20 protein-coding genes are annotated in these 24285 nt (G+C 61.1%); 7 read left to right on the plus strand and 13 right to left on the minus strand.

Annotated elements, in window-relative coordinates; translation table 11 throughout:
* Positions 1–101: 101 nt before the first annotated feature.
* The 3 genes from C4J86_RS13560 to C4J86_RS13570 all read left to right on the plus strand — a co-directional run bounded on the left by C4J86_RS13560 (position 102) and on the right by C4J86_RS13570 (position 4474).
* On the plus strand, positions 102–1160 hold the full coding sequence (locus C4J86_RS13560) for a tetratricopeptide repeat protein (RefSeq protein WP_124370771.1): 1059 nt from the start codon (positions 102–104) through the stop codon (positions 1158–1160).
* A gap of 144 nt (positions 1161–1304) precedes the next feature.
* Positions 1305–2801 (plus strand): ATPase domain-containing protein, encoded by a 1497-nt coding sequence (locus C4J86_RS13565; RefSeq protein WP_124370772.1) that lies wholly within the window; start codon positions 1305–1307, stop codon positions 2799–2801.
* A 2-nt stretch (positions 2802–2803) separates the two neighbouring features.
* Positions 2804–4474: an ATP-binding protein gene (locus tag C4J86_RS13570; protein ID WP_124370773.1), complete on the plus strand. Its 1671-nt coding sequence runs from the start codon at positions 2804–2806 to the stop codon at positions 4472–4474.
* A 25-nt stretch (positions 4475–4499) separates the two neighbouring features.
* Here the strand turns inward: C4J86_RS13570 and C4J86_RS13575 are convergent, their stop codons facing one another.
* The 5 genes from C4J86_RS13575 to C4J86_RS13595 form a co-directional block, all read right to left on the minus strand.
* Entirely contained in the window at positions 4500–4877 is a 378-nt protein-coding gene (locus C4J86_RS13575; RefSeq protein WP_124367112.1) for a response regulator, read from the minus strand.
* A gap of 78 nt (positions 4878–4955) precedes the next feature.
* Positions 4956–6149 carry a hybrid sensor histidine kinase/response regulator gene (locus C4J86_RS13580; protein ID WP_124370774.1) on the minus strand — a complete coding sequence of 398 codons (1194 nt, stop codon included), beginning with the start codon at positions 6147–6149 and terminating at the stop codon, positions 4956–4958.
* Complete coding sequence (locus tag C4J86_RS13585; RefSeq protein WP_124370775.1) at positions 6143–6742, minus strand: chemotaxis protein CheB; 600 nt, start codon at positions 6740–6742, stop codon at positions 6143–6145. Before C4J86_RS13585 ends, C4J86_RS13580 begins: the two co-directional genes overlap by 7 nt.
* Positions 6739–7569, minus strand: a complete 831-nt coding sequence (locus C4J86_RS13590; protein WP_372237478.1) for a protein-glutamate O-methyltransferase CheR — start codon at positions 7567–7569, stop codon at positions 6739–6741. Before C4J86_RS13590 ends, C4J86_RS13585 begins: the two co-directional genes overlap by 4 nt.
* Positions 7570–11067, minus strand: a complete 3498-nt coding sequence (locus C4J86_RS13595) for a response regulator (RefSeq protein WP_124370776.1) — start codon at positions 11065–11067, stop codon at positions 7570–7572.
* A 236-nt stretch (positions 11068–11303) separates the two neighbouring features.
* Between C4J86_RS13595 and C4J86_RS13600 the strand changes: the two genes are divergently transcribed.
* Both C4J86_RS13600 and C4J86_RS13605 read left to right on the plus strand, forming a co-directional pair.
* Complete coding sequence (locus C4J86_RS13600) at positions 11304–11660, plus strand: response regulator (RefSeq protein WP_124370777.1); 357 nt, start codon at positions 11304–11306, stop codon at positions 11658–11660.
* Positions 11661–11767: 107 nt separating this feature from the next.
* Positions 11768–13162, plus strand: a complete 1395-nt coding sequence (locus C4J86_RS13605; RefSeq protein WP_124370778.1) for a DUF1254 domain-containing protein — start codon at positions 11768–11770, stop codon at positions 13160–13162.
* Between the two features lie 54 nt (positions 13163–13216).
* On the opposite strand, the gene C4J86_RS13610 is transcribed toward C4J86_RS13605, so the two are convergent.
* From C4J86_RS13610 to C4J86_RS13630, 5 genes are all read right to left on the minus strand, one after another.
* Entirely contained in the window at positions 13217–13888 is a 672-nt protein-coding gene (locus tag C4J86_RS13610; RefSeq protein ID WP_124370779.1) for a DUF3313 domain-containing protein, read from the minus strand.
* A gap of 562 nt (positions 13889–14450) precedes the next feature.
* Positions 14451–14945: a hypothetical protein gene (locus C4J86_RS13615; protein ID WP_124370780.1), complete on the minus strand. Its 495-nt coding sequence runs from the start codon at positions 14943–14945 to the stop codon at positions 14451–14453.
* A gap of 112 nt (positions 14946–15057) precedes the next feature.
* Positions 15058–15600 carry an isopentenyl-diphosphate Delta-isomerase gene (gene idi, locus C4J86_RS13620; RefSeq protein ID WP_124370781.1) on the minus strand — a complete coding sequence of 181 codons (543 nt, stop codon included), beginning with the start codon at positions 15598–15600 and terminating at the stop codon, positions 15058–15060.
* A 40-nt stretch (positions 15601–15640) separates the two neighbouring features.
* Positions 15641–16438: a trans-aconitate 2-methyltransferase gene (locus C4J86_RS13625; RefSeq protein WP_124370782.1), complete on the minus strand. Its 798-nt coding sequence runs from the start codon at positions 16436–16438 to the stop codon at positions 15641–15643.
* Positions 16435–18657 carry a cytochrome P450 gene (locus C4J86_RS13630; RefSeq protein WP_124370783.1) on the minus strand — a complete coding sequence of 741 codons (2223 nt, stop codon included), beginning with the start codon at positions 18655–18657 and terminating at the stop codon, positions 16435–16437. Before C4J86_RS13630 ends, C4J86_RS13625 begins: the two co-directional genes overlap by 4 nt.
* 255 nt (positions 18658–18912) lie before the next feature.
* Here C4J86_RS13630 and C4J86_RS13635 point away from each other — a divergent pair, with 255 nt between their 5' ends.
* Positions 18913–19605: an aspartate/glutamate racemase family protein gene (locus C4J86_RS13635; protein WP_124367123.1), complete on the plus strand. Its 693-nt coding sequence runs from the start codon at positions 18913–18915 to the stop codon at positions 19603–19605.
* Here the strand turns inward: C4J86_RS13635 and C4J86_RS13640 are convergent.
* The 3 genes from C4J86_RS13640 to C4J86_RS13650 form a co-directional block, all read right to left on the minus strand.
* Entirely contained in the window at positions 19602–20114 is a 513-nt protein-coding gene (locus tag C4J86_RS13640; RefSeq protein WP_124370784.1) for a GNAT family N-acetyltransferase, read from the minus strand. The genes C4J86_RS13635 and C4J86_RS13640 overlap by 4 nt on opposite strands.
* Before the next feature lie 213 nt (positions 20115–20327).
* Entirely contained in the window at positions 20328–21470 is a 1143-nt protein-coding gene (locus tag C4J86_RS13645; protein WP_124370785.1) for a glycerate kinase, read from the minus strand.
* Positions 21471–21567: 97 nt separating this feature from the next.
* Entirely contained in the window at positions 21568–22668 is a 1101-nt protein-coding gene (locus C4J86_RS13650) for a sugar diacid recognition domain-containing protein (RefSeq protein ID WP_124370786.1), read from the minus strand.
* 161 nt (positions 22669–22829) lie between these two features.
* Between C4J86_RS13650 and C4J86_RS13655 the strand changes: the two genes are divergently transcribed.
* Positions 22830–24140: an MFS transporter gene (locus C4J86_RS13655; protein WP_124370787.1), complete on the plus strand. Its 1311-nt coding sequence runs from the start codon at positions 22830–22832 to the stop codon at positions 24138–24140.
* Positions 24141–24285 lie beyond the last annotated feature (145 nt).

The following is a 24285-nucleotide window of genomic DNA, read 5'->3' on the forward strand; positions in this document are numbered from 1 at the left end:
CTCCAACATGGCTGACCGGTTTGGCCAATCGGGTTTGACACTCGCCCTGCACTGGCCGAAGCTTGCGGCTCTGTACCCGTACCCTGCCTTCGGACGCCTGCATGTCAAAGTCACGCCGTTACGCCATCGTCGGCCTGTGCGCCCTGTTGTCGATTTTGTTGATCACCTGGTTTTTCGCCCGCGCAACGCCGGTGGCCGTGCCCCCGGCGATTGCCCATGGTTACGCCAAAGCCTTGAAGCAGGCGCGCAACGGTGAGCCGGGCGCGGCGCGGGTGTTGTATCAACAGTTGGGGCGGCCGGACCTTTCACCTGAGCGGCGCGCCGCGCTGCATGCCGAATTGCCCAACTACCCCAGCCCCCAGGCGTTGAAGCTGGCAGATAAAGACTTGGCCAATGAATCGCCACGGGTGCGTGAAGCGGCGATTCACAGCATTGTCGGCCTGGTGCCTTCCGGCCAGCGCACCTTGCTGCTCGGCCCGGTGCTGGATGACCCCGAGCAGCAGGTGCGCTTTGCGGCCGCCAACGCCCTGCTCGGCCTGTCGCCGGACACCCTGGGCCTGTACTTCGGCCCGCTGCAGCAAGTGCTCGACGAATTCGCCAACACCCTCAAGGCCCAGCCCGAAACCGCCGAAGGCTGGATCCAACTGGCGCGCCTGTATATCCACAGCGCCCTGCTGCCGGAGGCGCAAAACGCCCTGCAGCAGGCCATGCGCCTGCAACCGGACAACCTGCAAGCGGTGGTGGCGCAGATCGAGCTGCTGGATAAACAGGGCAAAACCGAGGAATCGCGCCAGTTGCTCGCGCAGCAATTGGCGGCGCACCCGGAATCGGCCTACCTGCAACACGCCCTGGGTATGTGGCTGCTGCACCATGGCGCGCGCCCGTATGCCTTGCTCGGCCTGTCCAAGGCGGTGGAGCTTGAGCCGGACAATCAGGACTACCGCTACGACCTGGCCACCACGCTGCACGACCAGGACGAACTTGAGGCCGCCCAGCGCCAATTGGAAGACATCGTGCAGCGCCACCCGGCCAATCGAAAAGCGCGGGTGTTGCTGGTCAACTATTGGAAAGAGAGCGGCCAACTGCAGAACGTTCAAGTGCTGCTGGCACAGCTGGAGCAACAGAACCCGGATGACCCTGCGCTGCAGCAAGGTCTGTGACCGCGCTCAAAAAAATGCGTAGAAGATGCCGACGCCGCGCACAAATAATCCAAAACGTTGAACCGCCACAGGTCGACACGGTCAAGTGAATATGGCGCGCCACAGCGGTGCGCACCCAACTTGTACGTGACCTGAGGGCACTTCTTGTCTACATCTAATTCGCTTTTAAGTGAAAAGGCAGCCACTGGTATCGAAGGTCTTGATGACATTCTTTCCGGGGGGCTATCGCGCAGCCACTTGTTCCTGCTGGAAGGCGAGCCGGGCACGGGTAAAACCACCGTCGCGCTGCACTTTCTGCAGGCGGGAGCGAAAGACGGTGAAAAATCGCTGTATATCACCTTGTCCGAAACCGAACATGAGCTGCGCCAAGGCGCCAAGTCCCATGGTTGGGACCTGGACGACAACATCCATATCTTCGAATTGACCCCGCCGGAAAGCCTGCTCAACGCCGAGCATCAGCAGAGCCTGCTGTACTCCTCGGACCTTGAGCTGGGCGAAGCCACGCGGCAGATTTTCGAGGTAGTGGAACGGGTCAAGCCGACCCGCGTAGTGGTCGACAGCCTGTCGGAGATCCGCCTGTTGGCGCAGAGCTCCCTGCGCTATCGCCGGCAGATCCTGGCGATCAAGCACTACTTCGTGCGGTATGACGCCACGGTGCTGCTGCTCGATGACCTGACCACCGAATCCCTCGACAAAACCGTCCACAGTGTGGCCCATGGCGTGATTCGCCTGGAAGAACTGACACCCAGCTACGGCGCCGAACGCCGTCGGGTGCGGGTAGTGAAATATCGCGGCCAGAAATACCGTGGCGGTTTTCATGATTTCACCATCATGGGCGACGGTGTACATGTGTTCCCTCGCCTGGTGGCCGCCGAACATCGCGGTGGGTATACACGCCAGACCAAGAGCAGCGGCATCCCCGAACTCGATGCGCTGATGGGCGGCGGCGTCGAAACAGGTTCCAGCAGCCTGATCCTGGGCCCGGCCGGCACCGGCAAATCGCTGATTTCAATGGTCTTCGCCGCCGCCGCCGTAGAGCGTGGCGAAAAGGCCGCGCTGTTTATCTTTGACGAAGAGATGGGTTTGCTGTTCGAGCGCATGAAGAACATGGGTATCGATCTGGCTGCGATGCAGGCCACCGGCAACCTGTTGATCGAACAGGTCGACGCGGCAGAGCTGTCCCCTGGGGAATTCTCTCACCGAGTACGGCGTTGCGTGGACGAAGGCGGCATCAAAACCGTGGTCATCGACAGCATCAACGGCTACCAGGCGGCCATGCCGGAAGAGAACGCGCTGATCCTGCACATGCACGAACTGCTGCTGTACCTGAACCGGCGCGGTGCCGCAACGTTCATGACCGTGGCCCAGCATGGCCTGGTCGGCGATATGCAGACCCCCGTCGATATCACCTACCTGGCCGACACGGTGATCCTGCTGCGTTACTTCGAGGCACTGGGCAAGGTTCGTCGGGCCATTTCGGTGATCAAGAAACGCACCGGTAGCCATGAGTCGACGATTCGCGAGTACCGCATCAGCGGTCGCGGCATGACCGTTGGCGAACCCCTGGATAATTTCCAGGGCGTGCTGCGCGGCATTCCGATCTACATGGGCGCCGGCTCGCCTCTGCTCAAGGAAGAGTAAGTGTGACGCCCCTTTCCTCAGTCTTTGAACGGGCCATTATTCTTGCGCCTGTGGGCCGCGACAGCTCGTTGGCGCTGATGATGCTCAAAGAGGCCGGCTACCATGGCTTGGTTGCCGGCAGCCTGGCCGACTTGTGCGAAGCACTGCACGAGGGCGCTGGCGTGCTGATCATTGCCGCCGAAGCCTTGCGCGGCGTGGACATGGAGCCGCTGCTGGAGTACCTGCACCAGCAGCCGGCCTGGTCGGACCTGCCCATTGTGCTGATGACCCATCACGGCGGCAGCGAGCAAAATGGCTCGTCGCACCTGAGCGGGCTACTGGGCAATGTCACTTTCCTTGAGCGCCCCTTCCACCCGGTGACCCTGATCAGCCTGGTCAGTACCGCCCTGCGTGGGCGGCGCCGGCAATACGAAGCCCGGGACCGCTTGGTCGACCTGAGCGCCAGTGAACTGCGCCTGCAACGCACCCTGGAAACCCTCGAACAGCAAGTGGAAGAACGTACCGCGCAATTGCGCAGCAATGAAGAAGCCCTGCGCCAGTCGCAGAAAATGGAAGCCGTCGGCCAATTGACCGGTGGCATCGCCCATGACTTCAACAACATGCTGACCGGCATTATCGGCAGCCTGGAACTGCTGCGCCGGCGTGTGGCACGGGGCAAGCTGGACGATCTGGACAGCCTGATCGACCTGGGTGTCACCTCGGCCAACCGCGCCGCTGGCCTCACCCATCGCCTGCTGGCGTTTTCGCGCCGGCAGTCGCTGGACCCGAAACCGGTGGAAATCAACAAACTGGTGACCTCCATGGGTGAGCTGCTGGAACGCAGTATCAATGAAAGTATCTGCCTGCAAATGCGCCTGAGCGATACGTTATGGACGGCCGAAGCCGACCCGAATCAATTGGAAAGCGCCCTGCTCAACCTGGTGATCAACGCGCGTGACGCGATGCCCAGCGGCGGCAGCCTCACCGTGGAAACCACCAACCGTCACCTCGATAGCGTGTTCACCGCCGCCTATGGCACTTTGAGCCCGGGTGACTACGTCGAGTTGAGCGTCAGTGACACCGGCTGCGGCATTCCAGAGAGTGTCATGGGCCGAGTGTTCGACCCCTTCTTCACCACCAAGCCGATCGGCCAGGGCACGGGCCTGGGGCTGTCGATGATCTATGGGTTTGCCCGTCAATCCCGGGGGCACGTCACGCTGCACAGCGAAGTGGACAAGGGCACCACCGTCAGTTTGTTCCTGCCGCGCTTTGTCGGGGAAATGGTTGAGGATGCGGCGGTGAATCCGGCCTTGTTGCCGTTCGCCAATGACGGAGAGACCGTCCTGATCGTCGAAGATGACCCGGCGGTACGGGTGCTGGTGAGCGCGGTGCTCAAAGAGTTGGGATACGCCTTTGTCGAAGCCGGTGACGCCAGCACGGCGGTACCGATTATCGAATCCGATCAGCGTATCGACCTGTTGATCAGCGACGTTGGCCTGCCTGGCATGAACGGCCGGCAATTGGCGGAAATCGGTCGACAAATCCGCCCTGACCTCAAAGTGCTGTTCATTACCGGTTATGCCGAACATGCGGCGGTGCGTGGCGGGTTTCTTGACCCCGGCATGCAGCTGATTACCAAGCCGTTCACGTTCGACCTGCTGACCGAGAAGGTGCGCGAGATGATCAGGGACTAGGGCTGCACGGCAGCCCTGGAGGGCGTCAGGCCAACAGGCGCTGGATATGCTCGTGCAGCGTATCCAGGTCAAACGGCTTGGCCAGGATCGGCGCGTTGCGCGTGATCGGGCTGTCGCAGTCGAGAATTTCCTGCGGATAACCGCTGATAAAGATCACTTTCAACTCCGGGCGCACCTTGAGCGCCGGTTCGGCGATCTGCACGCCGGAAATGCCGCCGGGCAGGCGGTAGTCCGTGACCATCAGGTCCAGGTGCGGTTTGGTCGCGAGGATTTCAAACGCCTCTTTTCCATTGACCGCCTTCAACACCCGATAACCCAGGCCCGCCAGGTATTCACCCAGCACAAACATAATGGATTCGTCGTCTTCGACGATCAGTACGACATCTTGCGCATCTTCACTCATGGGAAGCCTTTGTTCGGTCAGTTGCTGGTGTTACGACCATGGGGTCACGTAGAGGTTGCGTCCAGGTGACGATTGATTTCATGCCGTCGCCTGAAGCGGCAGGCACACCCGGAACAGCGCGCCCTCGCCTATCTGGCTTTCGACCTCGATGGTCCCGCCGTGGGCCGCGACAATCTGTTCGGAAATGAACAGCCCCAGGCCCAGGCCGGCCGCCGCATGGTTGACCGAAACCCGCTCGAACTGCTGAAAAATGCGCTTCTGGTTCTCTTCACTGATACCAATGCCGTGGTCACGCACTTCCACGCGCGCTTCGCCGTGTTCGGTGTAAACCCGCACTTCGACCGGGCTCTTGGCGCCGTAGCGCAGGGCGTTGGTCAACAGGTTGGTGACCACCTGCTCGATGCGGAACTCATCCCAATGACCTTCCACCGGCTCGTCGGCGACCAGCTGCATCGACGATTCGGCAGCAGCAACTTGGGGCTCGAAGTTATGCACCAGGTTGCGCACCAGTTGCGCCAGGTCAAAGCGCGCCGGGCGTATGGACAGTTTGCCGGTGCGGATACGCGACACGTCGAGCATGTCCTCGATCAGGCGGATCAGGCTTTTGATCTGGCGCTCATCGCGGTCGACCATCGCGTGCATCTTGTCCAGGGTGAACGCCGCAGCGTTGTCGCGGGCCAGGTGCATCTTGCGCAATTGGGTTTCCAGGATCAGCCCGTTGAGCGGCGTGCGCACTTCGTGGGCGACGATCGACATGAAGTCATCGCGCATGCGCACGGCCTGCTCCAGCTCGGCCTGGGTGGCCTGCAGGCGCGTCAGCAGCAGCTCCTGCTCGCGGCGGCTGCGCTCCAGGGCTTCGACCTGCAGCTTCATCGCCTTGCTCTGCCGATACAGGTCAACGAATACATTGACCTTGCTCTTCACCGCGTGGATATCCAGCGGCTTGTGCAGGAAGTCCACCGCACCGCTTTCATAACCCTTGAAGGCGTAATTGAGTTCGCGGCCGGCGGCGCTGACGAACACGATCGGGATGTTCTTGGTCTTTTCGGTGCCGCGCATCAGTTCGGCCAGTTCGAAACCGTTCATGCCAGGCATCTGCACGTCGAGGATCGCCATGGCGAATTCATGTTCCAGCAACAGGGACAACGCCTCGTCGGCACTCAATGCCTTGAATACCTGGCGGTCTTCGCGCTTGATCAGCGCTTCGAGGGCCAGCAGGTTTTCCGGCAGATCGTCGACGATCAGCAGTTTGGCCTGGACAGTACTTAACATGGGGAAGGTTCCAGGGAAGCCAGCAATGAGCCAATCTGGCTCAAGGAAAGAATATGGTCGGGTGTGTGCAACGCCAGGGCCGCCAGGGGCATCACGGCAATCCGGGCTTCAGCGGGGTCTTGTACAACAGTGATACCGCCCGATTGCTTGACGTGGGCCAGGCCGCGCGCGCCGTCCTGGTTGGCGCCGGTCAGCAGGATCGCCAGCAGGCCTCGCCCGTAGGCATCGGCGGCCGAGGCGAAGAGAAAATCGATGGCTGGCCGGGAATGGTGCACGCGGTCCTCCTGGCTCAGGGACAGGCTGCGGTCGTGTTCCACCGACAAATGATAGCCGGGGCCGGCGAAATACAAGGTGCCCGCCTCGATCGACTCTTTGTCCCGCGCCTCCTTGACCGGAATGCGCAAGCGCCGCGCAAAGACCTCCGCCAACTGGCTGCGCCGCTCATCCGGCAGGTGCAGCACAGCAATGATCGGCAGGCAGAACGTAGTCGGCAACCCGCCAAAAATACTCAGCAACGCCTCCACGCCGCCGGCGGAGGCGCCGACGACGATGGCTTCAAGCCCAATAATCTTGGTGATTGCAGCGTCGCTCATAATTTGCGGTAGATCCGTTCCTGTTTGACCAAGGGTTCGAATTGCTTGCTGTAGGCGGAAAAATCCAGGGTTTCCTTGCTGCCCAGTACCAGGAAGCCGCGATGGCACAGCGACTCATGAAACAACCCAAACGCTCTGTCTTGCAACTTTTTATTGAAATAAATCAACACGTTGCGGCATGAAATTAATTGAGTTTCTGAGAATACGCTGTCGGTCGCCAGGCTATGGTCGGCGAACGTGACGTTCTCGCGCAGCGTCTTGTCGAAGATCGCGTTATCGTAAGCTGCGGTGTAGTAGTCGGCAAATGAGCGTTGGCCGCCGGCCTGCTGATAATTAGCCGTGTAGGCGCGCACGTTCTCCAGGGAGAAGATGCCTTGCTTGGCTTTGTCCAGCGATGCCGGGTTGATGTCGGTGGCGTAGATGATGGTGCGCTCGAGCAAGCCTTCTTCGCGCAGCAGGATCGCCATGGAGTACACCTCCTCGCCCGTGCTGCAGCCGGCGATCCAGATCTTGATCGACGGGTAGGTCTTGAGCAGCGGCACCACTTCCCGGCGAATCGCGAGAAAGTGCGAGGGGTCGCGAAACATCTCGCTCACGGGGATCGTCAGGAACTGCAGCAACTGCATGAACGCGGCCGGGTCGTGCAGCACCCGCTCCTGCAGCGCGGAAATGGTCGCACAGTCGAACTGGCGCAAGGCGTGGGCCACCCGCCGTTTGACCGACGCACCGGAGTAGTCGCGAAAGTCGTAGCTGTACTTGAGGTAAATCGCCTCGATCAACAGGCGCAGCTCAATGTCGCTGCTTTTGTCCAAAAAACTTCGCTCCACTTAAATGCGTTCCATCTTTGGTAGCCATACGCGAATCAACGAGAACAGCCGGTCCAGATCAATCGGTTTGGCCAGGTAGTCGTTGGAACCTGCCGCCAGGCAACGCTCCTGGTCGTCCTTCATGGCCTTGGCCGTCACGGCGATGATCGGCAGCTTCTTCCAGCGCGGGTCCTGGCGGATCAGGGCGGTGGCTTCGTAACCGTCCATCTCCGGCATCATCACGTCCATCAGTACCAGATCGATATCCTCGACCTCATTGAGCTTGTCGATGGCTTCGCGGCCGTTGCGCCCGATCACCACCACGGCGCCTTTGTGCTCCAGGGCGCTGGTCAGGGCAAAGATATTGCGCACGTCGTCGTCCACCAGCAGGATCTTGCGCCCTTCGAACACCTTGTCGCGGCTGCGCGCGGTCTTGAGCATCTTCTGGCGGTCATGGGACAACTGGGATTCGACTTTGTGCAGAAAGAGTGTGACTTCATCGAGCAGGCGCTCCGGAGAACGGGCGCCCTTGATGATGATCGAGCGCGAATACTTGCGCAGTTCGGCCTCTTCGTCGCGGGTCAGGTTGCGCCCGGTGTAGACGATCACCGGCGGGAACGAGCAGATATCCTCGGTGGCCATGCGCTTGAGCAGCTCGTTGCCGAGCATGTCCGGCAGCTTGAGGTCGATGATCATGCAGTCGTAGACATTGGTGCGCAGCAGGTCCAGTGCAGCTTGGGCGTAGCCGACATCGGTGATTTCAATGTCATCGTCGCCGATCAAGCGGGCAATGCTGTCGCGCTGCAGGTCGTCATCCTCGACCAGCAGCACGCGCTTGACCTTTTGCGTCAGCTTGGCTTCCAGGCGCGCGAACACGTCCTTGAGCTCTTCACGGGTGGTGGGCTTCACCGCGTAACCGATGGCGCCCATGTGCATGGCGGCTTCGACGCGGTCTTCCACGGAAATCACATGCACCGGAATGTGCCGGGTATTGGCGTGCGCCTTGAGACGCTGCAGCACCGTCAGCCCGGAGTGGTCCGGCAGGCGCATGTCGAGCAGGATCGCGTCGGGGATGAATTCCTCGGCCAGGCTGTAGCCTTCGTCAGCACCGTGGGCGACCAGGCAGTTGTAGCCAAGCTCATGGGCCAGGTCGAAGAGGATGCGCGCAAAGTTCGGCTCATCTTCCACCACCAGGATGCAGCGGGTGGTGAATGGCCCTTTGTCACGGTCGTCGGCAAAGCGCGGGATCGGCTCGGCATCGGCTACCGGCAACGTCGCAACCTTTACGGGCGCGGGAGCCGGTACCGCTACGGCCTGGCGCGGGGCCTCGATCGGCGCGGCGTCTTCGGCGCGCTCAACATACTGTTCCGGCAATACCAGCGTGAAAATGCTGCCCTTGCCCGGCTCGCTGGCCACGCTGATGTAGCCGCCCAGCAAGTTAGCCAGGTCACGGGAAATGGACAGGCCCAGGCCGGTACCGCCGTAACGGCGATTGGTGGTGCCATCGGCCTGGCGGAAGGCTTCGAAGATGCTTTCCTGCTGATCCTGGGCGATACCGATGCCCGAGTCGCGCACGGTAAAGGCAATGCCCTCCCCCGGTGCACGGGACACCGTCAGGCTGACATCGCCCTGCTCGGTGAACTTGATGGCGTTGGACAGCAGGTTCTTGAGGATCTGCTCCAGGCGTTGGCGATCGGTGAACAGCAAGGCCGGTGCGCCTTCCTGCAGGTCGATCTGAAAGCCCAGATTGCGATCCTTGGCCAGCGGCTCGAACATGCCGCGCAGGCCATCCACCAGGCGTTCGACGCTGGAGTTTTCCGGGCGCACTTCCAACTTGCCGGCTTCTACCTTGGAAATATCCAGGATGTCGTTGATCAGGTTGAGCAGGTCATTGCCGGCCGAATAGATCGACTCGGCAAACTTGACCTGTTCGGCACTGAGGTTTTCCTGGGGGTTCTCGGCCAGCAACTTGGCCAGGATCAACGAACTGTTCAGCGGCGTGCGCAGCTCGTGGGACATGTTGGCGAGGAACTCGGACTTGTACTTGCTGGAGCGTTGCAGCTCATCGGCGCGGTCTTCGAGTTCCAGCTGCACCCGGTTGAGTTCGATGTTCTTGCGGTCCATGGCATCGCGCTGGTCGGCCAGGGTCTGGGTCTGTTCGGCCAGCTGTTCGTTGGTCTGCTCAAGCTCCGCTTGCTGGGTTTCCAGGTGCGCCTGGGACTCCTTGAGGATGCGTGACTGTTCTTCCAGCTCCTCGTTGGCGGTTTTGAGCTCTTCCTGCTGCACTTGCAGCTCTTCGTTGAGCTGCTGGGTTTCAGCGAGTACTTCCTGCAAACGCTGGCGATAACGCGCGGCTTCGATGGACGTACCGATATTGCCCGCGATCAGCTCCAGCAATTCGACATCGCGTTCTTCCAGCGGGCGCAGGAAGCCCAGCTCGATCACGCCGTTGACGCGGTCGTCATCGCTGGTCGGCACTACCAGTACGCTGCGGGCCGCGCCCTCGCCCAGCCCCGAACTGACCTTGAAGTAGTCCACCGGCACGTCGTCCAGGCGGATCAGGCGATCGAGCTGGGCGGCCTGCCCCACAATGCCTTCGTCGCTGTAGATCGCTTGTTCCAGCTGCGCCTGTTCGCGGGAGAAGCCGTAGGTGGCCACGCGTTTGAGCCCGCCGTGTTCTTCGCGCACATACAACGCTCCAACGGCCGAGCCCATGTATTGGGCAAAGAACTGCAGGATATTGCGGCCCAACAGGTTCAGGGTCAGCTGGCCGAGCACCTGTTCGGCCAGTTCAGTTTGGCCGTTGCGCAGCCAGGCTTGCTGCTCCAGGCGCTTGGCAATCTTCTTTTGTGACGCGAGGCTTGCGCTGTAACTGTTTGAAAGTTCGAGCAGATTTCTTCTGCCGATATACGCCAGAAACCCACTGAGCCCGAGTACGAACACCAGGTACAGGGTGACGCTGAGCACCGTGGTGCGGGTGACCTCTTCATTGCGGGTGATACGGAACTGCTGCTCCATCGCCACCGCGTCGTCGTACTCCTTGCGGATCTCATCGGTCAGGCGCTTTCCCCGGCCTGCCTTCACCGCACCGCGGAAGTCGCCGCTGTCGCGCTGCAATTCAATCATCGACTGCGCGTAGTTGTTCCACTCTGCCTGCAACGCTTCAAGACGCTTGAGGCGGTCGACCTGCTGCGGGTTGTCGGCCACCAATTCCTGCAAATTGCGCAGGTCGGCAATGATTCGCGGCTTGGCCACCTCGTAAGGGTCGAGGAAATGCTCGTCACCGGTAATCAGGAAGCCGCGCATGCCGGTTTCCAGGTCGACCGTCAGTTTGGACGACTCATTGAGGTTGTTGATGACCCGGTCGGTGTGCTCCACCCACTGGATCACCGACAGCAAGTAAGTGATCAGGAAAACGAAAAACACCGCACTGAGCACACCCACGCCCAATGGCAGGGCCACGTTGCGGCTCAGGAGTTTACGGAAGCTCTTTTCATCAACTGACGACGCGGGAGTCATGGGCATGCCTTGGCCAAGTGCGGAAAAACCGGAAGTTTGCCCCAAAGTGACGATCAAGACCATTTTTCTGGAGTGATTTGGTAAAGATTCCTACGATAGAACAAGCTATTCTGCCTGGTCTTTTCTATCGTTTTTACCGCCCGACGGAACTTGTCGATAACCTGCGCTTACTCAAGTAACAGGTCGGTCAGAACGACCGCTGGTAAAAACCTCGTCTTTTTTGGGAACGCCTTATTATGTCTAGCTCCACCATCCTTGTTGTCGAAGATGACGCTATCGTGCGCATGCTGATCGTCGATGTGCTTGAGGAGTTGGAGTTCACGGTACTTGAGGCCGCCGATGCCGAAGAGGCGCTGAAGATTGTCGAAGGCAAAGACACGGTCATCGACCTGATGATGACTGACGTCGGCCTGCCGGATATGGACGGTAAGCAACTGGCGACCCAGGTGCGCGAACTGCGCCCCACCCTGCCCATCCTGTTCGCCAGCGGCTATGCCGAAAACATCGACGTGCCAGCCGGTATGCAGGTGATTGGCAAGCCATTCTCGATCGATCAACTGCGCGATAAAGTCAAATCGATGTTGCCCACATGATCCCTTGTCCTTTTGCAGGTTTTAACGTGACGTCCGGGAAATAAAACAGGAAACTCATCGCCTTCATTTCCCCGTCAGTCAAACGAACTCTGGAAGGACGCAACAACATGATTGGACAACCCGCGCGCCTGGTGTTGGCGAGCCTCTCGATACTCCTGAGCACCAGCGCCTGGGCCGACTTCACGGCGACGCCGACCGAAGCACGGGCCATTGCCAAGGAAGCCTATTTGTACGGCTATCCTGTGGTGCAGATGTACAAGACGCTCTACACCCAGGCCGTTGATAAAGGCGGGGTCAACTACAAGGCCGCGTTCAATCACATCGGCAATACCGCGCAGGTTTTCACCCCCAAGGACACCGCGTTCGTGACCCCGAACTCGGACACGCCCTACTCCTTCGTCTGGATGGATCTGCGCAAGGAACCCTTGGTGCTGACCCTGCCCAAGGTCGAAGACAACCGTTACTACTCGGTGCAGTTGATCGACCTCTATACCCACAACCTCGCCTACCTGGGCACGCGCAGCACCGGCAACAACGGCGGTCACTATATGATCGCGGGCCCGGACTGGAAGGGTCAGCAGCCAGTCGACATCGACCGCGTGGTCTACAGCGAAAGCAATATCGCCTACGCGCTGTATCGCACCCAGCTGTTCGATGAAAAAGACTTGAGCAAGGTCAAGCAAATCCAGAGCGGCTACAAAGTGCAGCCGCTGAGCAGCTACGTGAAACAAGCGGCCCCGGCCAAAGTGCCGAAGATCGAGTGGCCCAAGCCGATGGCGAACATGAGCGACAGTCCGCAGTTGTTCCGCTACTTGAACTTCATGCTGGCCTTTGCGGCGCCGCAGGACAGTGAGAAAGACCTGCTGGCGCGTTTTGCCACCATCGGCATCGCCCCCGGCGCGCCCTTCAAGCTGAACCAGCTGACCGCCGAACAGCGTAAAGCGCTGGAGGATGGGATTGCCGACGGCAAGGCCGAGTTCGCCGCCTTCAAGAAAGACAAGGTCGACACTCACCAAGTCTCCAGCGGCGAATTGTTCGGCAGCCGTGACCGCCTGAAAAACAATTACCTGTACCGTTACGCCGGCGCCAACCTGGGCATCTTCGGCAACTCTACCGACGAAGCTGTTTACTTCACCTACTTCGATGACAGCGAAGGCAAGCCGGCCAACGGCGCACGCCGCAGCTATACCGTGCACTTTGCCAAGGACCAGCTGCCGCCCGCCGATGCGTTCTGGTCGCTGACCATGTACGACGCCAAAACAAAATTGCTGGTGCCCAACCACAAGAAACGTTACCTGATCAACTCACGCATGCTGCCTGAGCTGAAGCGGGACGCCGACGGCGGCCTGACCCTGGCGCTGCAGCATCATGAGCCACCGAAGGCCGAACAGAGCAACTGGCTGCCCGCCCCCACCGGGCCGTTCTTCGCGGTGCTGCGTATTTACCTGCCCAAGCCTGAAATCAGTCAATGGACGTTGCCGCCGTTGACGCCGCTCAATTAACACCACGCGCGGCGGGAGTTGACTCACAGTGGCGTCCCGTCGCGCGTTTATGCGTCATTGCTGTTTGAGCTTCAGAAAAGACTGATGCAGGTCGGATGCCCATCCATCGATGACACTTTTCACATCACCGGCCTTCATCACCTGAGTGTCGTTTGCCAAGGGCTCCCCTGTGCCTTTGCGCACCACCTGGGCGATCACTTTTCCGCTGGCGCCATCAAGGAACTGCGCCTCGGTGCCCAAGGTGGTTTCCTGGTCGCGAATCCCCGTGCCGGTACTCACCGCCGCCGCTACAAACGCAACCGGAATGAACTCGTAAGGCTTGAGCCCTGCGGTTTTACTGCTGACGGCCGTAATCGCTGCGCGCACGACGATTACCCCGGGGCCTGGGCCATTTGCCAACGGCATTGAACGGGCCAGTTCACGCTTGAGGGCCTGGTTGTAATAGTCGTTGATGCCGCGCAGGGTGCTGTCTGGAATCCGGGGGGTGGCTTGAGGCTTGGGATAGAACTGCGTGGGTTCGATGTACACCGCGCTGTAGCGGTTCAGGTCCAGTGTGGGATCGACCCAGCGCATCACTTCGGCTCCGGAGGGCGACTTGGCTTCCTTGAGTCGGCTGTAGTCCGACAGAAAGCCCGAATATTCGTCCGGTTGCGTGACCTTGCTGGCGCAGCCCGCCATGCCGATCGAGGCGATGCACAGTGCGCTGACCATTAGCCTGAGTTTCATCGTTGGAGCTCCCCATCGATAGATTGAGCTCTAGGTATAGCCAATCTTGGCAAAACGAGCTGCTTATTTTAGCCATGAGCCATGGGGGGCGAAGCCACAGGTTGTCGGTGACGGCTCGGGAGCTGAAGCCTCTTAAATGGCGCCCCGCGACCTAATGTGGGAGGGGCTTGCCCTAATGCCAGTCAGTTAAGCGTACACCACCGTCTGTAGGAGCGAGCTTGCTCGCGAAAAACGTCAACGATAACGCGCGCTTCCTGAATAAACGCGGTGCCTGTGAGTTCTTCGCGAGCAAGCTCGCTCCTACAAAAAGCCTTAACTGACTGGCATTAAGGCTTGCCCCCGATGGCCATAGGTATCTACACAACTTCGTAGCAGCCTAAGTAACCACGATGCGAAGCGAGCCGCTCTTGATCCTGCTCTTGATCTGAATATGTACTCGCTCTGATCCAGCATCCTGGTCGGCTGTCAGGCCGCCATCGGGGGCAAGCCCCCTCCCACATTTAGTTCGCGGAGCATCAGTCAGGCAGTCGTCGGCCATCTCGCCCCTCATGATCAGTATTGCTCAGCCGCGCTCACGGGGGATCAGGCTCTGCAACTGCGCTGCCAGGAAGTTGGCGTCGAAGCCGAAGGTATCCGGGTCTTTCAGGCCATTGGTCTTCTTCCAGAGCCAATCATTTTTATCCGCCGGCAGCACCAGCGACACGCTGCCGTGGCGGGCGGCGGTCAGGCCCATTACCGCAATAGAAATAAACCCGTCCGCGCCCATCACGTCCGGCACGAACTCCACGCTTTTACCCGTGATGAGCACATTCAACTTCTCGGTCTTGAAGGTCGATGCCTCCACTGGCACGCTCGGACTGCTAGCGACATAGGCTTCCCGACGCACCTCCAGCAAACCGGCGCGTTTGACCGGTTCCAGCCACTGTTCGATCTGCTCGAACAACTCGCCAAGCTTCTGCGCCCAACGCGCCGACTGCAGCTCGAATTGCTGTTTTTTCTGCGCTTCGCTCTCGGCGTAATGGCGAAGCATCTCGCCCAGTTGCTGTACATCGTCCATTGCGGATTTCCTTGGGTGAGCCAGGTTGCGAAGCCTGATCATCGCAGATGCGCGTGCCAGGCGTACGGGTTAAAGGTGATTGCGCCTGGTTCGGCAATCGGCGGCAAGCAGGTCATGCCTGCGGTAACGGTGTATCGAACGAAGGATGCTCCAGTAGAAGGCGACGCCACTGCATTCGAAACCAGGGCGTAAATGACGCGTGCGGCTCAGCAAGCCGGGCTGATATTTCGGCACGGGTCAGCCAGCTGATTTCGCTGATTTCGTCAGGAACGGGTGAAACCACAGCGTCCGATCGAGCCACCAGCACATGACACAGTTCGTGCTCGGCGCCGATCGACCCAAAGCGGGCATGGTACTCAAAGCTGTATAGCGCCCCACAGGAAGCCCGGACGCCCAGCTCTTCGCGCAAGCGCCGAGACGCGGCATCCAGGACAGTCTCGCCAGGCGCCGGATGGCTGCAGCACGCATTCGACCAGAAACCTGACCAGAGCATTTTCCCTGGGGCACGACGCTGAAGCAGATGACGCCCGCGCCGGTCGATCAAATGTACCGAAAACGCACGGTGAAGCTGCCCCGCTCCCAGGTGCGCATCGCGTTTGCCACACACGCCGATCGGTACATCGTGTGCGTCTACTAACACCACATCATTGTTCATTCATAGTTCCTTCGCTGACCGGCTCGGCGCCTTGCTCCTGTTAGATAACCTGTCCCCACGCGCTGACCAGGGTCAACGCTGCGGCAGTGAACGCGGGATCGGCCCGTAGCCGGGCCATGCCGTCCAGGTCTTCCTGTTCGAGTAGCCCACGTTTGAGCAACGCTGGCCCGGCCTGTGCCGTGGTTGCGGCCCAAAAGGTGTCGGCGGGGCTGTTATCGCCGATACGGCCTTCAAGGGTGCGATGCCCTAAATTGGCAAGCCCTCGATCACGCAACCGATCCGGGAGCGTAGCGGCCCAAAGCATGTCGGAGCCAACGGTCTGCTCCAGCAGGGTAATCCCGGCCTGGGCCACTTTTCGGAACAACGGGTTCGCGGCGCTCAGGCTCGGCTGCAGGCTCACGTCCTCGATCACCAACCAGCCTCCCGGGCGCAGCCAGGTGATGGCTCGCGTCAATAGGTCCTCACGCTCGCCGAGGTGACACAGCAGCGCCCTGGCATGTACCACGTCAAAGGAGGCAACAGGAAAATCATCGGTCGCGGCATTGTGGGTAAGCACCCGGATACCGGGGATATCGGTAAGGAACCGGGTGTCGATATCCGTGGCGGTGACGCTCGCTTGGGGATATCGCTGGCTCAGCCAGCCGGCGAGCGATCCGGCCCCGGCGCCTAGATCAAGGATGGCAGGCTTGTCGGCAAGCACCAACTGATCAAAAACCCCTTGGCTCAACGGGTCAAAGACACGTTCCAGGGTGCGCAGCCGTGCCAGTTGGCCAGCGTGCTGGTCAGCGAGAAAGCTGCTGGTATAGCCGGGTTCGTCGAGGTTGACGGTAAGGGTCACAGTACGACCTCCAGTCGATCAGGGCAGCGATTGAGGAAACCGCGCTCAATGGGCTTGAAACCCGGAGCCCAGCGCACGTTTGGAAAGGTCTGCAGCAGCAGGCGAGCGCCGAGCGTGATTTCCAACCGCGCCAGCATTGACCCCAGGCAGAAGTGGCGGCCTGCGCCGAAGGCGAAATGGCTGGTAGCCTGTTCGCTGCGCGACAGATCAAACGTGTCCGGGTCGCTGAAGTGGTCCGGATCGCGGTTGGCCGAACCAATCAGGCAGGCCATTGTTGCGCCAGCCGGAATCGTGCCCGAAGGCAGTTGCAGCGGTTCACGGGCTTCGCGGAGCACGAGCTGCAACGGCGGGTTGCGCCGCAGGGTTTCGGCGAGGGCGTTATCCATCAGCTCTGGATCAGCGATCACCGCGTCTTTGACGCCCGGTTCGCTCAGCAGATTCACAATCAGGTTCGCCAGCGCGCCGTGGCTGGTTTCGCTACCCGCCGTCATCAGGATCGCGCAGTAAGCGCGCACGAACGTCTCCGACAATGGCTGGCCGTCAATCCGTGCCGCCAGGAGCTGCGAGATCAAGTCGTCAGTGGGTTCGGCGCGTCGAGCGTCAATGTGGGGCTGAATAAAGTCGTAGAAACTGTCTCGGTTGGATAATCCACCGGTCAGCAGCGCCGGGTCCTGTCGATAGTTGCCCATATACGCGAAGCCGATGGCGCACCACCGCTTCAGCCGCTCCACCTCTGCGCAGGTTTGCGCCGGCAGCCCCAGTGCATGCGCCATCACCCGTACCGGCAGCGCCGCGGTGAAATCGGCGATCAGGTCAACCTGGGGGCGACCGTGCATGTGCGCCAGCAACTCTGTGGTCACCGCGATGATGGAAGCTTCGAGCGCCGCGAGGGCCTTGCCACGAAACGCAGGGCTGAGCAACGCGCGGTGCTGGGCGTGTTCACATCCGTCCATCGTGACGATGGTGTGGCCCAGCAGCGGTCCGATCTGCCAACTGTAGTTATTGTTGCTTGCACCCGGATGAGTCAGGGCGGCTTTGACGTCCACATGCCGGCTGACCAACCACACATCGGTGGGCTCGTCGTAAGCGATCGGCAGCGTGGTACGCAATTGCTCATACAACGGGTATGGGTCGATCTCGAACTGCCGGGATTTGAGCGTCGGAGGGATAAGTTTCAGGTCCACTTGCTGATTGTTCCGGGCCGCAGAGTCGGCGGCATGCAGCAGATAACGAGAGACGCTGCGGTGCCAGTCGCCTGCCGCCCGCACAACCTGACGCAGCCGGTCCGGGTCGGTCGCCGCGCTCGGGGGGTGGCGCGCCGGCTCGGCAGCAACCGCCGTGAACTGCGCCACTGCCGTGTTTATCATCTGATGGGCGGATTCGATCGCGGCGCGCCAATCCATGCCAGGGCAGGCCGCGAGTACTGACACCAGGTTGAAGCGCTCACCACACACCACGTCCTTGGCAATCGAGTGGATATCGTTGGTCCAGGCGATGATATCGGCAGCGTGCTCTCGCATCGTGCTCCACGCTTGAACATCCTCTGGGGACGCATACGGATCGAGGGTTTCGGCCCCATCGATGAGATCAAAGAAGAACAGTGCGCCGAACGAATCCCGGCGCAACGGCAGATAGGCGGCCAATGTGAGCGCTGTGTCGGTTTCCCGCACGTGCACCAGCGTTGCCTGCGCACGCAAATGCTGGATCAGATGTCGCACCAGCCGGGCCCGCCAACGGTCGCCGCCCCAGCTCCGGGTCCGCGGCCAAAGATCATCGACCAGAACGGCGAGCATCGGGTCTTCGAACCGGCTGCCTTGGCCTGAGGGAGCAGCGCCGCCGCTCTCGGCCACCGCCTGCACTGAGGCGATGAAACTTTCCAATGCTCCGTTTTCCGCCCAGGGCCCATCGTCGATACGGTCATCCAGCGTGAGCGCCCACAGGTACCAGCACACCAGGATCTCGGCCCGGTCCGTGGGCGCCCTGCCGCATAATGCCAGCCCCAGGTCGAGCAGCGCCGTGGTACTCAATCGATGCGCACCACGGCGGCCGATCAAGCCGTATCGCTGCGCCCAGGCGAGGGCATGCGCGCGCAACTGCTCGCTGTCGGAGCGTGGCGGCGGACCAGCGAAAGGAAACTGTATCTCGGGGATGATGAGGGGCGGCGGTGGGTGATCTCTGTGGCTGGGGCCGGGGTCGTCCTCGCAGTGTGGCGGTGCCATGATGAACTCCTCTTGAATGAACTTTCATTAAGAACGACCTTACAGAAAACCAACCCCATCAGGGTGTGAGGACAGTCTGACTATTCATCTAGTAAAGGCAGCTCTGGAGCGTAGGAAAAGGTCTATCGCCATCGTGAGCAGTGACCGGTCATCAACATTGCATGAACTGCACTGGTGGATTGGCCGGCAACTGCACATGACTAATGCGCCTTCGGTGAGTATGGTGGATTCCACATTCCCTGCCCGGAGCATCGCATGCGCACCATCGGCCTTATCGGCGGCATGAGCTGGGAGTCCAGCGCCGAGTATTACCGCATCATCAACCAGCAAGTACGCGACCGGCTCGGCCCGCTGCGTTCGGCGCAAGTGTTGATGTACAGCGTGGACTTCGGCCCGGTGGAACAGGCCCAGCACGCCGGGCGCTGGGACGATACCGCGCTGATCCTGGAAGACGCCGCGCGCCGTTTGCAGGCCGGGGGCGCCGAGTGTGTGGTGCTGTGTACCAACACCATGCACCGGGTGGCGCCGCGTATTGAGGCGGCGGTGTCGATTCCCTTCCTGCATATCGCCGATGCGGCGGGCGCTGCCGCCGTACAGGCGGGCACCTTGACCGTGGGATTGCTCGGCACTGCATTCACCATGGAACAGGACTTCCTCAAGTCCCGCCTGGCCGCACAGGGCCTGACCGTGCTGGTGCCGGATGCGGACGAACGCAAAGCGGTGCATCGGATCATCTATGAAGAGTTGTGTGTGGGGATGATCAGCGCCGAATCACGCGCCGTCTACCAGCGGGTGATCGAATCCCTGGCCGCGCGCGGCGCCCAGGCGGTGATTCTTGGCTGTACGGAAATCAGCCTGCTGATCAAGCCCGAGCACTGCGACCTGCCGCTGTTGGACACCACCGAGCTGCATGCGCGGGCTGCGGTGGCGTTTGCGCTGGAGGACTAAACCGGCGTGCGCAGGCGCGCCATGCTCAAGGTGTCGACGAACACACCGTCACGCAGGGCGTAATCGCGCAAACAGCCTTCGACCTCGAAGCCGAATTTGCGGTACAGGTTGTGCGCCGCCTCGTTGTCGGCGTACACCGTGAGTTCTACGCGATGCAGGTTCATCCAGTTGTCAGCCACATCCAGCGCGGCCGTCAGCAACTTCGAACCCACGCCCTTACCCTGCCAGGCCGTCGCCACCCCCATGCCGAGCGACCCCACATGCGCCTGGCGCACGCGCAGGTACTGTTCCAACCCCAATTGACCAATCACTTCGCCGCCGTGCATCGCCACCAGTTGCAAACGGCGTTCGTTATCCATTACCAGGCGCTTGCGCCACGCTTCCACTGACTGAAAAGGCATTTGCAGCACCTGACGGCATACCGCCGGTTCGTTATAGAGCGCAGCGACACCCTCAAGATGGGCCTCGGTGAAACGCTGGATCACGATATGGGGCTCGGGGGTGTGCATCGTATTTCATCCTTTGAAAGACAAGTGGCCGTCTAGTGTAGGGCATAGGCATCTACGCGACGTTGTAGCAGCCTACGGCAAACACGCTGACCTGTAGGAGCGAGCTTGCTCGCGAAGAACCCTGGGCCTCCGCGTTTATTCAGAATGAACGCGTTGCCTGGAGGTTTTTCGCGAGCAAGGGCTAGCCGCCCGCCTCGCTCCTACAAAAGGCATTTAAGCGACAGGCCGTGCCAAGCGCCACACCCGCGCAATATCCGAGGCCCGCTCACGCAACAAGCGCGGCGCCTCGCTGCATGCCTGGGCAAGACTCATCGGCCCCGAGGGCAACGCAAAGGCGGCATCCACGCCGTGGGCGTACATCTGCTCGTAGCCATCGCCCAGGGTTCCGGCAATCACGATCACCGGGACATTATGTTGCCGGGCAATACGCGCCACGCCAAACGGGGTTTTCCCGCGCAGGGTCTGGGCGTCGAAGCGGCCTTCGCCGGTGATGACCAGGTCGGCGCCACGCACCACGGCGTCGAGGCCAACCAGCTCGGCCACCACTTCAACGCCGGCGCGGAACTGCGCGCCGAGGAATGCCTTGGCGGCGAACCCCAAGCCGCCTGCCGCGCCGCTGCCGGGTTCGTCACGCACGTCCTGGGCCAGCACCCTGGCGCAGTGGTCGGCAAAATGACCAAGGGCGGCATCCAACTGCTGCACCTGTTCGGGGTTGGCGCCTTTTTGCGGGCCAAAAATCGCCGAGGCGCCGTGGGGACCGCACAGCGGGTTGTTCACGTCCGCCGCGATTTCGAAGCAGACCCGCGCCAGACGTGGGTCGAGGTTTTCCAGGTTAATACGCGCCAGGCCGCTCAACGCCAAGCCACCGGGTGCCAAGGGCTGGTTCCGGGCGTCGAACAGTTGCACGCCGAGCGCTTGCATCGCGCCTGCGCCGCCATCGTTGGTGGCACTGCCGCCGATCGCCAGGATAATGCGCCGGGCGCCCAGGTCGAGCGCGGCGCGGATCAGCTCGCCGGTGCCATACGTGCTGCTGGAGCAGGCGTCACGCTGGCCCGGTGCGACCAACTGCAGGCCACTGGCCTCAGCCATTTCGATGATCGCGGTTTGGCTGTCGGCCAACCAGCCCCAATGCGCCTGCACCGTATCGCCCATTGGCCCGCGCACGGCCTGGCTGCGCATTTGGCCGTTACACGCGGCGAGCACTGCTTCGACCGTTCCCTCACCGCCGTCCGCCATCGGGCATTGCACCAGCTGTGCGTCAGGCCAGACCTGAGCCAACCCTTGCGCAATCGCCTGGGCGACCCCTTCGGCACTCAGGCTGTCCTTGAACGAGTCGGGGGCGATGATGATTTTCATGGGCGTTCTCCGGTTTTTATAACGCCCATGCTGCCAGTTGGCACCGCCAATGACGCCGGTCCAATGCACAAGTGCAGCTGAGGTTTGTTGTTCATTTTTACAAAGCCTGGGGCAACAGTTGCACGCCCAGGTACAGCGCCAACATGCCATCCAGAGTCAGCGGATCGACGCCGCTCAGTTCGGCAATCCGTTCCATGCGGTAGCGCAGGCTGTTGCGGTGAATCCCCAGGGCATCGGCACAGGCCTGGCTTTGCCCGTCGTGGTCGCACCATGCGCGCAGCGTGGCCAGCAGTTGGCCGTTGTTGTCCTTGGCGAGGACTTTGCGCAGCGGGTTGAGCAATTCATCCAGGGCATCGTCGTTACGATGGCGCCAGAGCATCACCGGCAGACGATAGCGGTTGAGGATCAACAGCCGCGAATGCGGCAGGATATCGCGACCGTAGGCCAGCAAATCGCTGACACGGCGATAACACCGGCGCAACCCGGCCAAACCTTGCGCCTGCCCGCCTACGGCGACCCGCAAGACAGTCCAGCCCAGGCCGTCGAGCTTTTCCAGCAGGCGCGGGTTATCGATCTGCACTGACGCGGGTCGACACCACAACAGCGACAACGGCGCTGAACTGACGCACCAACTGTCCGGATAACGCGACGTCAGCCAGGCACTCAAGGCTTCGGCCGACTGCCCCGCGCCCAGTTCGAACAGGTAAGGCGTACGCGCCAGTTGCGGCTTGAGGCCCAGTTGTTGCGCTTCGTCGACCAGGCGCGGCGAGTCACCGGTATCGGCCAGCAGCAATGCCAGCAGGTCGTCACAGCGCTGGCGCCGCCACTGCTGCTCGGCCTGCTGGTGGCGCTGACTGACCAGCATCTCGGCGGTCATGCGCACCAGTTCGGCGTAGGTGCGCAGGCCTTGCGGTTCACCGGTGATACCCAGCACACCGATCAAGCGCTGATCATGCATCAGCGGCAAGTTGATGCCAGGCAGCACACCCTTGAGGTGCTTGGCGGTCTGCCCATCGATTTCCACCACGCGCCCGTTCGCCAGCACCAGTTGGGCGCCTTCATGTCGGGTGTTGATGCGTTCCGGTTCGCCGCTGCCGAGGATCAGGCCCTGGTTGTCCATAACGTTGACGTTGTAGGGCAGGATCGCCATGGTGCGATCGACGATATCCTGTGCCAGCTCATGATCCAGCTCGAACATGGGGCTATTTTCCTTCCAAAGCGAATTGGTCACCGGCACAGCGCAAAGCGGGCCTGGCTGTGCGCAAGCACAAAGACAGTTGCCCATCGCGTCGCCGAGACTGTTTGGGCGATCAACGTTACCCTCGCATCGCTAAAAAACATAATAAAGAGAGACTCGCCATGTCACAGAGCGCCGCCGCAGCACTGGCCACCGATGACGATAAAAACGCCATCTACAAGCGCGTTACCCTGCGCCTGATCCCCTTCATCTTTATCTGCTACCTGTTCAACTACCTTGACCGGGTGAACGTTGGCTTTGCCAAGTTGCAGATGCTCGACGCGTTGAAATTCAGTGAAACCGTGTACGGCCTGGGTGCCGGGATCTTCTTTATCGGCTACGTGCTGTGTGGCGTGCCGAGCAACCTGGCGCTGACCCGGTTCGGGCCAAGGCGCTGGATAGCGCTGATGATGATCGTGTGGGGCACCTTGTCCACGTGCCTATTGTTCGTGACCACGCCGACGCATTTCTACACCTTGCGCCTGTTCACCGGCGCCGCCGAGGCGGGGTTCTTTCCCGGTGTGGTGCTGTACCTCTCGCAGTGGTTTCCGACGTTTCGCCGGGGCCGGATCATGGCGCTGTTCATGTCCGCGATTCCGGTCTCGGGCCTGCTCGGCAGCCCGTTCTCCGGCTGGATTCTCAACCACTTTGCGGCAGGTCAAGGCGGCCTCGCCGGTTGGCAGTGGATGTTCCTGTTGCAAGGCATTCCCACCGTGATCCTCGGCGCCCTCGCCTACTTCCTGCTCAGTGACAGCTTCGCCCACGCCAAGTGGCTCAAGCCCCACGAACGCGCGGTACTGGAAGCCGACCAGGCCACCGATCTTGCGAACAAACCGAAGACCACCACCGACTCCCTGGCCGAGGTGTTCAAGAACCCGGCGATCTGGGCATTCGGCCTGATCTACTTCTGCATCCAGAGCGGCGTCTACGCGATCAACTTCTGGCTGCCGTCGATCATCAAGAACCTGGGGTTCAGCGATAACCTGGTGATCGGCTGGCTCAGTGCGATCCCGTACCTGCTGGCCGCAGTATTCATGTTGCTGGTGGGCCGCTCCGCAGACTTGCGCAAGGAGCGTCGCTGGCACTTGGTGGTGCCGATGCTGATGGGCGCGATTGGCCTGGTGATCGCGGTGAATTTCGCTACCACCCCGACTATCGCCATTCTCGGCCTGACCATCGCCACCATGGGCGCCCTCACCGGGCTGCCGATGTTCTGGCCGGTGCCCACCGCCATGCTCAGCGCGGGCGCGGCGGCGGGTGGGCTGGCGTTGATCAACTCCATGGGCCAGATGGCCGGGTTTCTCAGCCCCTACATCGTCGGGTTCGTAAAGGATGCGACGGGGTCCACGGATGTGGCGTTGTACTTGCTGGCGGCGGTCATCGTGGCCGGCAGTGTGTTGGCGTTGCGCATGACACGCACCTTGAAGGTGTAAAGCGCCCATCGCCTGCAGGTATCGGAACGTATGAAAGTGCTGCAGCGTTTTTTACAGGCGCGCTGCGAGACATGGCTGAGCGCATGAAGAAACACACACAGGGCTTGTTCCAGAGCGTTGGTGTCTGGTATTGCATTACCCACGT

This window comes from Pseudomonas sp. R2-7-07 (assembly GCF_003852355.1).
Lineage (GTDB): Bacteria > Pseudomonadota > Gammaproteobacteria > Pseudomonadales > Pseudomonadaceae > Aquipseudomonas.

Coding starts and splice junctions, on each gene's coding strand:
- C4J86_RS13585 (WP_124370775.1), bottom strand. CDS start 6,742: ATGAGCGACGCTGCAATCACCAAGATTATTGGGCTTGAAGCCATCGTC.
- C4J86_RS13630 (WP_124370783.1), bottom strand. CDS start 18,657: ATGGCACCGCCACACTGCGAGGACGACCCCGGCCCCAGCCACAGAGAT.
- C4J86_RS13580 (WP_124370774.1), bottom strand. CDS start 6,149: ATGTTAAGTACTGTCCAGGCCAAACTGCTGATCGTCGACGATCTGCCG.
- C4J86_RS13655 (WP_124370787.1), top strand. CDS start 22,830: ATGTCACAGAGCGCCGCCGCAGCACTGGCCACCGATGACGATAAAAAC.
- C4J86_RS13650 (WP_124370786.1), bottom strand. CDS start 22,668: ATGTTCGAGCTGGATCATGAGCTGGCACAGGATATCGTCGATCGCACC.
- C4J86_RS13600 (WP_124370777.1), top strand. CDS start 11,304: ATGTCTAGCTCCACCATCCTTGTTGTCGAAGATGACGCTATCGTGCGC.
- C4J86_RS13640 (WP_124370784.1), bottom strand. CDS start 20,114: ATGCACACCCCCGAGCCCCATATCGTGATCCAGCGTTTCACCGAGGCC.
- idi (WP_124370781.1), bottom strand. CDS start 15,600: ATGAACAATGATGTGGTGTTAGTAGACGCACACGATGTACCGATCGGC.
- C4J86_RS13575 (WP_124367112.1), bottom strand. CDS start 4,877: ATGAGTGAAGATGCGCAAGATGTCGTACTGATCGTCGAAGACGACGAA.
- C4J86_RS13635 (WP_124367123.1), top strand. CDS start 18,913: ATGCGCACCATCGGCCTTATCGGCGGCATGAGCTGGGAGTCCAGCGCC.
- C4J86_RS13605 (WP_124370778.1), top strand. CDS start 11,768: ATGATTGGACAACCCGCGCGCCTGGTGTTGGCGAGCCTCTCGATACTC.
- C4J86_RS13610 (WP_124370779.1), bottom strand. CDS start 13,888: ATGAAACTCAGGCTAATGGTCAGCGCACTGTGCATCGCCTCGATCGGC.
- C4J86_RS13615 (WP_124370780.1), bottom strand. CDS start 14,945: ATGGACGATGTACAGCAACTGGGCGAGATGCTTCGCCATTACGCCGAG.
- C4J86_RS13560 (WP_124370771.1), top strand. CDS start 102: ATGTCAAAGTCACGCCGTTACGCCATCGTCGGCCTGTGCGCCCTGTTG.
- C4J86_RS13595 (WP_124370776.1), bottom strand. CDS start 11,067: ATGACTCCCGCGTCGTCAGTTGATGAAAAGAGCTTCCGTAAACTCCTG.
- C4J86_RS13645 (WP_124370785.1), bottom strand. CDS start 21,470: ATGAAAATCATCATCGCCCCCGACTCGTTCAAGGACAGCCTGAGTGCC.